This is a genomic window from Methylobacter sp. (assembly GCF_023227905.1).
Lineage (GTDB): Bacteria > Pseudomonadota > Gammaproteobacteria > Methylococcales > Methylomonadaceae > Methylobacter_A.
The window spans coordinates 1-12373 of record NZ_JALOCF010000084.1 but is presented as its reverse complement, the minus strand read 5'-3'; the positions used below and the strand labels follow the sequence as shown (position 1 = coordinate 12373).

Here is a 12373-nt window from a genome sequence, read left to right as displayed (position 1 = left end):
CGAAGACGATGGATCGGCTGCAACGGAATCACAAGGTATTTCGAAGGAAGTATTGAGAGCGCTGCGTAATATGGCAGGGCTTGCGGTACAGAGACCGAGAGGTCCAGATGGAAAGCGCACGATTATTGATCCAGCCAAATCACTGGCGGAACAGTTTCCGTCTTCGCGTGAGTTTATCGTTGAAGTACTCAGCAGAATGGAACTACATCGTCGTGACCGCCGCGATATTTGGTATGACAGTGCCTCTGGTAAAGCCCCAAAAGCTTGGTTACGAGATACTTTTGCAGCCATTAACAATGGTCGTCATCCAGAGTTTACGCTTCCAAAGCGTATTGAGGTGGTTGTACCAGATCAGCTGTTTAAAACTTCTGATTTGACGATTCGTATTATTGATACCAAAGGCATTGATCGCACAGCGGCCCGCGAGGATATAGAGATACATTTCGATGATCCTCACACGCTTGCGGTGTTATGTTCAACTTTCAATAATGCTCCAGCAGCCGAAGCCAGGCTTTTATTCGAGCGTGCTAAGGACGCAGGTGTTCGTAGTCTGGAAACCAATGCCGCTTTACTGGTGCTTCCACGTTCTGGCGAAGCTCTTGCGATGAAGGATGATGCTACGAGTACACCAGTGGAAAGTGTTGAAGAGGGGTACGAACTTAAAGCCGAGCAAGTGGAATTAGCGTTGCAGCCCATAGCTCTGCAAAACATTGCCGTGGGTTTTTACAATGTCAATGAAGATTCCGTAAACCAAGCTCAGGAATTCTTGATTAACCGTTTGAATAATGCACGAGAGGCGTTCCGCCTTCGCATTCAGGAGGCAACGAACGGCGCGCGGAATCTCCTTAGTAATCATGGAGAGGAGCGTATCAGGGCCGTGCAACGCGATGCAGGCGAAACCTTGTTGACGTGGGCTGCTCAAAATAAAAAAGTGCCCCCAGTTCGCGCTCATATACAGGAAAGTCTACTAGAACAAATTCAGATTGCCTATGCCGCTACAGTCAGAGCAACCGTCAGTCGGGAAGGAGAATGGAATAACCTGAGCTACTCTTACCAAATTGGCTATGGGGCAAGACGAATCGCGGTTCTCGCTCTTGCAAAAGCTGTAGAGGAATTCATCGGCCACTGCAAAATTATGGCTGCCACGCCAAGATATTCCGAAGCGGTCGATCTTATTACTCAAACTCAACGGGTTTTAACGGATTCTTACGAGGAATTGCTTCGTAAGGCCCAATTGATGGGGCAAGCTGTATTTAGGGATGCCCTTAAAAATGATCCAGAATTCTGGCAAAGATGTATGGCCGAATGGGGACAAGGGCCTGGATATAAAACTCGCGTAGCTGAGCATAATCAAAGATGGTTCGCCGCTGAAACCAGGAATCAACTTGAAGAGCAGCTGAAAGCGCTTATCGAGCGAGAATGGGCACGCGTACTTGATAGTGTAACCGAGCTACTTGAGCCAGTAGCATAACCATTCTTTCTAATCGTTATCTAGAAAGCGAGCACAGATGATATGTCAGTGATATTTATTATCAAGGCGGATACCCCGCAACTGGATAAATATTGAGAGCATAAAAAATTAAACCAAATAAGGTTGAATTATTTTTGTAAAATGGTATATTCATTCTACCCGAATCAGTTTAATACGGGTAGGTTTTGGAGAATACATATGAAAAGATTAACCCCATTTGGCAAAGCGGTTCGTAAATACCGCGTTGATCGCGGAGAAACTCAATTGGAGGTTGCTGAGGCATTAGGTGTTTCGATTGCATTTTGGTCGGCAATTGAAACAGGGAAAAAAAACGTACCTGCGGAATTGTTAGCGAAAGTCATTTCGCACTTCGAACTTACAGGCGCAGAGGCAGATAAGCTTCAAACGCTCTCTTGGGTTTCCCAGCGGGATGTAAAAATAAACATGCAAAGTTTGAATGACAGGAGTCGTGAGTTAGTCGTTGGATTTGCTAGAAAGTTTTCTTCGTTGGACGAAGAAAAACAACAGAAATTACGTGATCTGTTAGATATTGGGGAGGATTGATGTCGGGTGTTGTTTATCAAGTGCCAGCAATGCAACGGGTGCAAATCCGTGACGTGGCAAAAAACATTAGACGAATTAACAAGGAAATGACTGGGCAGGATGCCCCGTTTTTCCCAATCGTTCAGTTTTTGGATGTGACCTTAACTAAACACATGGAGGATTTTATATTAGAAATATTGGACGAAGATGAAATGGGGGATGCACATGGTATGACGTATCCCGACGAGCATCTGATCCAAGTACGGAGTGATGTTTACAAACAAGCTTGTCGGCATCAGGGTAGAGACCGTATGACGTTAGCTCACGAACTAGGGCATTACGTACTACATTCGAATATAGGGATGGCAAGAATGGCCCCCGTTGAATTGATTAAGCCCTGGCGTAGTAGCGAATGGCAAGCTAAAGCATTGGCTGGCGAGCTTTTAATACCGGTCGAACATATTTACGACTGTGCCTCACCTTTTGAAGCCGCGTTAAAATTTGGTGTAACAGTAGAAGCCGCTATCTACCAATGGGGCATTTTTCGAAAAGAAGGGTTGATAAGGTAAACTAAGTTGTCGCTTGCTTTGATTTTCTGAGAAGAACTAATCCAACATATTGAAACAACAACTCAACAGGAGGCAAACAATGAAAATTCTAGATTAGAACAAGGCAAGTCCGGAAACTTGCCTTGGGTGAACTTAGAAAAAACTAAATTCGGTGTAGGAGCTTGAATTATGTCTTTTCTAGTTAGCTCACGTCAAGTTCCCAAACAATTTTTGAGTTATCTGTTGGTTATTTTTAGCCAGCGTGTGAACAATTTTATTTAGGAAATCTTGATATGTCTAAAGAAGAGATAGAAGAAAAACACAAACCCTCATCCTTTCACATTACCGTTAACGCTAGACAACGCGAGGTCGCTGGAGAGTCAATTACCTATGAACAGGTCGTAGCGCTCGCTTTTCCAGATGATCCTAGTGCTAACCAGTTCTTGTACTCGGTGCACTATGTCGGGTTACACATGCCAGACGGCACCTTGGCAACAGGTCAATCAGTAACTTTGAAAAACGGGATGAAATTCGATGTCACAAAAACCAATCGTTCTTAATGAGTCTGTTCAACGCTTAATTGACGAAGGGTACGAAGTCGAAGTTAGACACCAGCATTTGCTGGTGTCTTCGATCCCTTACGTTACGCCGGCGCGGGAAATTGCACTTGGTGTTTTAGTTTGTCGGTATCTTGAAAGCAATGGCGTGAATTCGAAACCGGATGATCATACGGTATGGTTTCAAGGCGATACGCCATGTAATAGCCTGGGACAACCACTCAGTTGGATTATCAATAACTCGAACCCTCAAACGTTGCTCGATCAGTTTGTAGTCCACCATTATTTCTCGAATAAACCGGATGGGATAGCCGATTTCCCCGCCGACTATTTCGTGAAGATGACGCACTACATCGATATTTTGGTGGCTCAGGCCAGAGTTATTGCTCCTAATGCCGACGCGCGTACCGGTCGAGTGATCGAATCACGGGAAGAGGACTCCATTTTCCGTTATCCGGATTCCGCATCCGTTCGCGCTGGTATTGTGGCTATTTCACAAAAACTGGAAATGCCGCGCATCGGTATTGTTGGGCTTGGCGGGACCGGAAGCTATATTTTGGATCAAGTCGCGAAAACACCGGTGAAGGAAATTCACCTTTTCGATGGCGATGATTTCAAACAGCATAACGCTTTCAGGTCCCCTGGAGCCACGTCGATCGAGACTTTGCAACGACGACTCAAAAAGGTGGATTATTTTTCCGAAATGTATGGGCTCATGCGTACGGGTATTGTTAGTCATCCCTACTACATTGACGGAAGCAATATTTACGATTTGATCGGTTTCGACTTTGTATTTGTCTCTGTAGACGATGGGCCATCGCGCAAATTGATTTGCGAGTATCTGCAAAATAACGGGGTTCCGTTTATTGATGTAGGGATGGGCTTGGAAAAGAATGACGAAACGAATAGCTTATTCGGGCTTTGTCGTGTAACGATGGGAACTTCGGAAAAATACGATCATCTCGCAGCTCGGTTGCCGTTCGTAGATGATAAGTCTGATGCCCTTTATCGGAGCAACATCCAAGTCGCTGATATGAATGCTATCAATGCTATTTTGGCCGTGATCAAATGGAAGCAGTATTTCGGCTTCTATTTAGATCATGAATTGGCTCATAACGTGAGTTTCTCTGCCGCCATGCTTTCAATGGTACGGGAAGATCAAGGGTAGAGTGTTGTCTTCATGAAACGAACAACGATTACTCCGGTATTCGTCGATTTCATTCCTGAAGAATTGAATGAGGGCGTTATCTACATAAGCGAAACCTACAAAACCATTGTTCATAGGTGTTGTTGTGGATGTGGCGAAGAAGTAGTAACGCCCTTGTCACCAGTAGACTGGCAGCTAATAAGGGAAGGCAAGTTAATAACCATCAGACCGTCCATCGGTAACTGGAATTATCCCTGCCAATCTCACTACCTTATTACTAGGAATAAGGTCGAATGGGCGGGAGGAATGACGAAGCTGCAAATTCAACGGGTACAGGAACGTGACCGGAAAGATAAAGAACTCTATATAGCTCAAATTATCTCTCATAAAACAACTGTGACCGAGCATGATGTAAATAAAGCCACATTGAATTCTTGGTTATCCGATTTATGGGCTGCGCTGAAAAATTGGTGGAGTCACTAATATGAAAGACTTTTTTACCGAAATATTTATCGTCATTGCTTATTCCGGCCGAACGCAAGCAGCGATTCTGCTGGGGATGGTTGGCTTTATTGTCATCAACCTTGTCGGCGATTATTACCTGGCCAATTTTCAGTTATCTGGTTACATGGCTCCATTTACTGAAGCCATTAAAGAGAAGTTGCTCCATCGATATGACAAAGCGGCATGGGGTGTACTTTTCAGCTTTTGGTGCTTGGCGGTGAAGTTTTATCGAAGAGATAGTAAAAAAATATGGCGTTAGCATTAGCATCGGCTATTTTGAGTCATGAACTGGTGCTATCGACCCGAAGCGGCCTTACCGGGCAACTCTTTGATTGACTGGTTTGTGTCGCATTGCAGTCCATTACAAGAGAGGTTGGTAGAAACCAAAGAACATTCCTGAGTTTATTGCCTAGAGTTTGGTTATCAGGGAAGATATAGTCTCTTTTTGATTTCCGGCTGAGTGTCGTATTTATCAACCACACCTGGGGCGTTGAATTTATGGTCAGGCATAAAATCAATTGCTTAAACATAACCAGCTGGAGTTATACGACAAATGCATTGGATTATTGGACACTTGATGTCGTATACCATTTGATGTCGTATACATTACGTTAGAGCACACCACCATGGCCGACACGACGAACTTATACCTTTTGATTTTCCCGGAACGCAGCGTTGTCAAAATCGGCAAAGCTGACGATATCCACAACAGAATTCAAACGCTTCGGCGCTGGTGGGGCGAAGCTGACTATGGCGCCTCGTATCACCTCTCTGCATCACAAGACGTGATATTCAAACTCGAGAAGTCACTTCACTTCCTGCTGTCACAATATGCTGTTTCATTCCAAGAGGGCGATGGAAGGACTGAACTGTTTTCCGTAGCCGCCCTCGAAATTGCCCTCAAGCATATTGATCTCTATTGCTCGTCGGCCTCGGACGTTTCACAAATCAAAAAGGGCATTCCAATCCCTTTACCAGTATCCCCTCCGCCTCGCCGCCGCAACAAGCATGCGGCCTTACTTCGCAAGGCGAGAGCTATGGCGCAGGGAGCTTCACGAACTGCAGAACAGTTTTCACGTATCAATCGTCTTCTGATAATTCTGCTTCGAAAGCAGGCACGCATCGAGTATCAATACGACATAGTCGATCACAATGTCTATTTTCGCCTCCGCATGCCGAACGGGACAAGATCAAACATCAACTCCAATAGCATCATGCGCTACTTTAGTTTTGACATAGAGGACTTCAGTGGCTGGTGTGGCATCAACAGTTGCTCAGTCACAGGCTTAGGCGACATAGTTCAATTCAGAGTTTGCCTTCCTTCTACGGATGACCACAGCCCTTGGAGTGAACTCCTCTCCTACTTCTCGTGCCAGAGTGAACTCTTGCTCAAGAAGCTGCCGCAACGCTCCTCAGCAGCCACATCACCGATACCGTTGCTTGATGAATCGGAAGTTTGGAACAATATACTTTCTCGCTATGAAGAAGGCGTGCTCTAACCCTGCGTTCGAGGGGACGCTCCGCCTATCGGCGGCGCGCTCCTCAATTCCACGTGTGTGCCGGGCATGGCGCGTTACTATGTCGGTGGAAGTCCGGCAGCCAGGTTTTCGTAGAGCCGAAGGCTAGGGAAACGGCAAGGGCGTTGCCGTGAGGCAGGGTCTGGAAGAAGCCGAACCCAAAACTGCGGGGCGATGAACAAAAACCGGATATGAGGCGTGATGCATCCGGGGCGAGCGGGCACGTGACCGCGAAGCCCTCCATCTACGATTGGGATGCATTTTTGTAAATTCGGCGTTCGCGCAGTGAAAGTAACGTGTCTTACCCCGGGAGGTCTCCGAACGGCTTTGGGAAGATGAAGCTAGACGATTAGTAATAATCGCCAATCAATTTGGAGAAGTCAGCAGACGGCATAGTAGGCGGATGGCAACCGCTGAAGGCCTGAACGATGAAAGAGGACAATTTATTTGCAATGAATCAGACTATCGCATCAGACCTCCTGCACCAGCAGGCTGTGAACAAATCACAGGATGAAAGCGTGATTGGAGCGCAAAGTAAGCTGGACTCCAGCCCACCCAAGGCGAGCTTGCAGGCGGTGCTGGATCGCACCAACCTGCAACGCGCGCTGAAGCAAGTCCGCCGGAACAAAGGCGCGCCGGGCATTGACGGCATGACCGTCAACGAATTGCCGCAGTACCTGAAACAGCACTGGCCGGACATTCGCGAACAACTGGAAACGGGGCGCTACCGTCCCCAACCGGTTAGACGCGTCGAAATTCCCAAACCCGATGGCAGTTGTCGAGGACTGGGAATCCCCACCGTGCTGGACCGGTTTATTCAACAGGCTATCGCACAAGTGTTAAGCCCACAGTGGGAAGCCCAATTTCACCGGGACAGTTTTGGTTTTCGTCCGAATCGCTCAGCGCACCACGCGGTACGCAAGCTACAGGCGGATATCCGTCAAGGCTATCGCTGGGTAGTCGACCTGGATTTGCAGGCATTCTTTGATCGGGTCAATCATGATCGGCTCATGGCCAAGCTGAAAAGCCAGCCTTACGATCCGGATCTGTTAAGACTGATCAACCGCTACCTGAAAACAGGTGTGCAAGAGGGAGAAACGCTCCAACCCTGCACCATGGGCGTTCCACAAGGCGGACCGCTGTCACCGCTGTTAGCCAATATCGTACTGAATGAACTGGACTGGGAACTGCAAAGGCGCGGCCACCGTTTTGCCCGCTATGCCGACGACAGTAATATCGTCGTCAAAAGCAAACGCGCCGGTGAACGAGTGATGGCAAGCGTAACGCGCTGGTTGAGCGAGCGACTGAAGCTCACAGTCAATCCGCTCAAAAGCGCAGTGGACCGCCCTTATAACCGAAAGTTTTTGGGCTTCACGGTCAGTCGCAACGGGAACAAACTAAAAGTGGCCGACCAAGCCATTGAAAAGTTGAAAAACCGTATTCGCAAACTGACCCGTCGTACCCGAGGCCGCCGTTTGGAACAGATTATCGCAGAACTAAGAAAAGCCCTGCTTGGTTGGAAAGCTTACTTTGGCATCGCCGAAGTGATGAGCCCTCTGCGAGACATCGACAAATGGATACGACGCAAGTTACGCTGTTACATCTGGAAACAATGGGGAAAATCGGGCTACCGGGAATTGCGCAAACGCGGGGTATCCGTGCGAGAAGCTTGGAATACCAGCAAAAGTGCGCATGGCCCGTGGCGCTTATCGAAAACCCCGGCGTTATCGCTGGCGTTGCCAGCGAAGGCATTTGCACAAATGGGGCTGCCCGCCTTGGCGGAGCGGCAGGTATGAATCATCGAACCGCCGTGTACGTGATCCGTATGCCCGGTGGTGTGGGAGGGAGGAGCCGTGAGGCTTCTTCCTATCCCGATTAGGTGTTAATGTGCGATACGCATATGTCGAGAATATAAAAACCGAGGCCACTAAAGGCCTACGTGGAGTTTGCCAGTGCTGTGGCGGAGAGGTCGTGCCCAAGTGTGGCAAGTTCAAAATTCACCACTGGGCGCACAAAAGCAAAGACATCTGCGACCCTTGGTGGGAAAACGAGTCCGAGTGGCATCGAAAATGGAAAAACTACTTTCCCCTAGAGTGCCAAGAAGTGGTCTTTAAGGCTGCGCAAACCCAGGAGAAACATATCGCTGATGTTTACTCACCCAAAGGGTGTGTTATCGAGTTTCAAAGTTACTCAATTGACCCCAACGAAGTCGCCGCTAGAGAGAATTTCTATGATCAAATGATTTGGGTGGTAGACGGAGTCAAGAACGAATTCGACAAAGTCTACTTTAATATGAGCGTATACCAGCCTCACACCAACGATCTAACGTTAAGAAATATTAAATGGGTTGGCCGAAGTAAATTATTGGCGAAATGGGCTAACGCTACCAAACACGTATATTTTGATTTTGGCACAGACGTTGTGTGGCACTTAATTAATTACGACGGAGCGACAAAAAATGGTCAAGTTAAGGCTTACCCAAAACAAAACTTCGTTGAATACTTTGGCGGCAAATATCACACCTAACTTGCCGGTCGAGAGGGACGCTTCGCGGCGAAGCCGCTCGCGCCCCCTCACCTTTACGTTAGGTTGCACAAGTACCGTCATGCACCAATACATCGTCGATACTGAGTTCGCCGCAAAGAATCTCATCCGACTCGTGATGGAAGAGGAGAACAAACTGGAGGAATTGGCTGGGCAATTGAAAGCCGTTGAAGCTCAGTTCCGTGTTCACAAGTGGGACTTTGAGTCCAGCGATCTAAACGACGATTTCTCTGATGCCTATGTGATGGCTGCCTTCGGTCGCATGGCCACGGCGGCAGAACAAGCAGAGGCACAACAACGACAACTAGCCACCCTTCAAGCAAGCATCGGCACACGCCAACAGGCCATGCAAGCTATCGCGGGCTCTATTCTGCAGATTGCCAAGCAAGGCATTTCAATTGTTCACGGAAGCCTAGCGGCAGCGCCTGAAGGTCGAAAGATCGGCACTGCTTCCTTAAAAGAAATCATCTGGCAGGCTCGCAATCAAGCTCTTCACTATGAGGAAGGCAATTTCAAGAAACCCGTTACCGATTTGTTTGCCACGCTCGAGGCCGAGCAAGGGGCGCAGTATTCTTTAGCGAACCATCCTAATCAGAGCCGAGCAAAGCAGATATTAAGCCTTCTTGCTTGGAAAAACTACGCTGCTTACATAAATGACATGCAGAGCCTCTTGTCATGATATAACCTAACCTAACCCATCAATCAAGCGAGCGAGACTGCGCAAAAGCGGCGCAGCCCCTTAGCCCCACGTTATGAGAAAATCGAGTTGACCTGAGAATGCATAAGAAATTAGAAGAATTAATGAATTTATCGTTCGATGAATTTCTAATAACAGAGGCAGACAACATCCTTGCCGCCGTTAGCGAGAGAAATTTATGCGGTCGGCTATCAATAGTGATTAGTCGCAATCTCTCTAGGTTTGGATTAGAAGACTATTTTGTAGATCCAGAATATAACCGCAAGCAAAATGGACGGATTAAGACAATACTTGACGAGCACTTTGAAGTTGTCACTATAAATTGTGATCTGATTCTTCATAGTCGAGGGGCAACAGTTGAAGAAGATAACTTGATTGCCATTGAAATGAAAAAATCAAACCGCTCACAAAAAGAAAAAGATAACGACAGAAAAAGGCTTAGAGCGCTCACTAAAGCCAGCTATGACGGTGTTTGGTCTGCAGATGGCCAAGTACACCCTGAGCATGTTTGTAATTATAAGCTTGGGTATTATATCGAACTTAATGCTGGAGCGAGGACGTTCCAATTTGAACAATATCGGAACGGTCAGTTACAAAATGAATGGCCGCAAGTGTTTTAACACTCATAACAAGGCGCTATTGTCGGACAAATTTTCCGTTGCGCTCCAAATTTTCCGCAAAGCTCGACGTTAGAGTCCACATGATCTTCGCTTTTTTTGCGGCGAACGATAAAACCCTAATAGTCTTTGCGAGTGAGTCGGACGCAATTGCATACTGAGATGGCATAGATGTGGAAGAAGGGAGTTGGCTTTTCCTTGATGCCAATGGAAGCCCTTAGATGGACAACGGCGTTTAAATTTTCCAGCAGCCAACCACTGTCATGTTGATAGTCTTACCCATGTAAATTTTTATGACTGGAAAACTCAGCGTCCAATAGTGGCACATAGTGAAAGCCGTTTCCCAGCCAGCATAGCTAAATCTGACTGTAGGAGGTGTAAAAATGCGTTATCCCGTGAATATTGAGCCAGTAGACGAGGGCGGCTTTTTTGTCAGCTTTCCCGATGTGCCGGAAGCCTTGACCCAGGGCGACACTTACGAGGAAGCTTTAGCAATGGCCGCCGATGCCTTGGCAACGGCGCTGGAATTCTATACCGACGACAACCGGCCCGTGCCGTTGCCATCCTTGCCCAAACCCGGCCAGCCAGTCATCGAGGCAAAGCCGAGCAAGGATTAATGTGTTTTAGGCGGCCCGGAAGCTATACCTACCGCTTCTCTAACTTCGTCTAACGGACTTTATGTTAAATAAAGCCGAATAAAAGCATTGCTTGTGCAGCAATGTTGACTTGCAACCCAACATGTTTCAATTAAAGTTTCTGCTTGTATTTTTACCGCTGAAGTAATATCCGACTACCGATCCTATTAAGGTCCCGCAAAACGTCAGTATTTCAGATAGATGCTCGTTTTTGAATAGAGCGAAAAAAATTAATGTGAAGCAAAAAGCTATAATCGAAATTGCCAAAAGAGGTGCTGTGCGGTTATTCATCCGATGAGTAAGAGTGTCTGTTTTCCCAAGTCCCCCACATGTTCCACAGGACAGCCCTGTATGATCCTGAGTTTTCGAAAAAATTTTCGAAAACAATCCTTGGGTCAAATCGTTTCTTTTTATGCACGCAACACAAGAGGTTTCATTTTTCCCTTTTGTACATGTCCCTGTGCCGGCGCAGTGAGCACAGTCAAAAATATGTTGATTGTGGTATTCCATGCTTAATTCTAACGTATAGCCAGAGGGATAGCTATCAACTGCTATCTTCTATGTCAAAAAGCATGGAGAATTTACCAGTAAAAAGCGTCAAGAATGGCCAGTATATTACTGTCTTTAAAAATAACTGCCGTCGACATGACTGGTAAAATGAGCGCCGGAAGTAGAAAAAGTTGGAAGCTCTTTTGCAGAGATACAGTTAGAATTCCGAGAAAAATCCAGAGCACGTTGCCTAGAGTGAGGTAATTAGAGATGATATGCGGAAACTATATAATCATTTGTTAGGCATGACATGAGTCGAGGCAAACCATACTTTTCGGGGCTGACAAAAACTCAGCTTACCCAGGCCATTCGCGACGAACTCAAACGGTTTGCTTTTAGGGAAGAGTTCGAATCTCCCCTTATTACTGGGTTGATCGCAGAAAAACATTATTACTGCTCAAAAAGAGGCATAAAACCCACACGCTTCCGCATGCTGTTCCGACCGGGCGCAGCTTATGATTTTGAGGGTTTTTTCCCTGAGCATGGCTGGCATAAGGTTTCATGGAACCAGTGCATCAGACCTCGCGACGAATACGATTGGATAAAGATGGCGCTCCGCTATGCAATTAAGCCAATCATCGCCAAATACAAGGCTCTTCATCCTGTGTGCGAGAAATGTGGTGCGCATTCAGAGCACGTAGATCATGTCGCTCCTGAGTTTGATGAAATAGCTACGCAGGCAATTTCTCTTCTTGATGAAAAGCTACTTGAAGAAGCGTTTGCTCGGTTTAATTGGTGGAGCGAGGAGCAATTTTCATTGCCGGATTCTAACCCAGCAGTTCAATATATCTTGGCTGCTCATAAAACCGCAGAGCTTCGGGCGGTATGCCAACCATGTCATGTCAAGAGCTCCAGCGAGCGCCGCTATGCTTAACAGGGCTATGGGTGAATTTGGGCGTGAAATTTTTTTCAAAATATGACTGGTCTTGGTTGATTTGAGATAAGTAGTGCCTGAAAGAAAACTCGCTTTTTTTCATGATTCTGCCAACTCACTGAGCCTAACTCCAGCCATTTTTCGGCGCAGGTCAGTCAATTTCCTCTTTT

The 12373-nt window shown here is 46.8% G+C and carries 14 protein-coding genes; all 14 read left to right on the top strand.

Annotation, left to right across the window (positions count from 1 at the left end; genetic code table 11):
- Positions 1-1471: hypothetical protein (locus tag M0R47_RS20525; RefSeq protein WP_292558221.1), on the top strand; the 1471-nt coding region annotated here is incomplete at its 5' end.
- Positions 1472-1669: 198 nt separating this feature from the next.
- Complete coding sequence (locus M0R47_RS20520) at positions 1670-2035, top strand: helix-turn-helix transcriptional regulator (RefSeq protein ID WP_292558220.1); 366 nt, start codon at positions 1670-1672, stop codon at positions 2033-2035.
- Positions 2035-2583, top strand: coding sequence for an ImmA/IrrE family metallo-endopeptidase (locus M0R47_RS20515; RefSeq protein WP_292558219.1), 549 nt, complete (start codon positions 2035-2037; stop codon positions 2581-2583). Before M0R47_RS20520 ends, M0R47_RS20515 begins: the two co-directional genes overlap by 1 nt.
- Before the next feature lie 272 nt (positions 2584-2855).
- The gene (locus M0R47_RS20510; protein WP_292558218.1) at positions 2856-3122 is read left to right on the top strand and encodes a multiubiquitin domain-containing protein; all 267 of its coding nucleotides are present in this window, start codon (positions 2856-2858) and stop codon (positions 3120-3122) included.
- A complete protein-coding gene (locus tag M0R47_RS20505; RefSeq protein ID WP_292558217.1) occupies positions 3097-4287 on the top strand; it encodes a ThiF family adenylyltransferase in 1191 nt (396 codons plus the stop codon). Before M0R47_RS20510 ends, M0R47_RS20505 begins: the two co-directional genes overlap by 26 nt.
- Positions 4288-4299: 12 nt before the next feature.
- Positions 4300-4749, top strand: coding sequence for a DUF6527 family protein (locus M0R47_RS20500; protein ID WP_292558216.1), 450 nt, complete (start codon positions 4300-4302; stop codon positions 4747-4749).
- A 1-nt stretch (position 4750) separates the two neighbouring features.
- Entirely contained in the window at positions 4751-5029 is a 279-nt protein-coding gene (locus M0R47_RS20495; RefSeq protein WP_292558215.1) for a hypothetical protein, read from the top strand.
- 367 nt (positions 5030-5396) lie between these two features.
- Positions 5397-6269 (top strand): GIY-YIG nuclease family protein, encoded by an 873-nt coding sequence (locus M0R47_RS20490; protein WP_292558214.1) that lies wholly within the window; start codon positions 5397-5399, stop codon positions 6267-6269.
- Positions 6270-6739: 470 nt separating this feature from the next.
- Positions 6740-8083: a group II intron reverse transcriptase/maturase gene (gene ltrA / locus M0R47_RS20485; RefSeq protein ID WP_292558213.1), complete on the top strand. Its 1344-nt coding sequence runs from the start codon at positions 6740-6742 to the stop codon at positions 8081-8083.
- 91 nt (positions 8084-8174) lie between these two features.
- Positions 8175-8813, top strand: a complete 639-nt coding sequence (locus tag M0R47_RS20480) for a competence protein CoiA family protein (RefSeq protein ID WP_292558212.1) — start codon at positions 8175-8177, stop codon at positions 8811-8813.
- 79 nt (positions 8814-8892) lie between these two features.
- Positions 8893-9510 (top strand): hypothetical protein, encoded by a 618-nt coding sequence (locus M0R47_RS20475; RefSeq protein WP_292558211.1) that lies wholly within the window; start codon positions 8893-8895, stop codon positions 9508-9510.
- A gap of 98 nt (positions 9511-9608) precedes the next feature.
- Positions 9609-10148: a hypothetical protein gene (locus M0R47_RS20470; RefSeq protein WP_292558210.1), complete on the top strand. Its 540-nt coding sequence runs from the start codon at positions 9609-9611 to the stop codon at positions 10146-10148.
- A 380-nt stretch (positions 10149-10528) separates the two neighbouring features.
- Positions 10529-10762 (top strand): type II toxin-antitoxin system HicB family antitoxin, encoded by a 234-nt coding sequence (locus tag M0R47_RS20465; protein ID WP_292558209.1) that lies wholly within the window; start codon positions 10529-10531, stop codon positions 10760-10762.
- 817 nt (positions 10763-11579) lie between these two features.
- Positions 11580-12203 (top strand): hypothetical protein, encoded by a 624-nt coding sequence (locus tag M0R47_RS20460; protein WP_292558208.1) that lies wholly within the window; start codon positions 11580-11582, stop codon positions 12201-12203.
- The last annotated feature ends 170 nt before the right edge of the window (positions 12204-12373 follow it).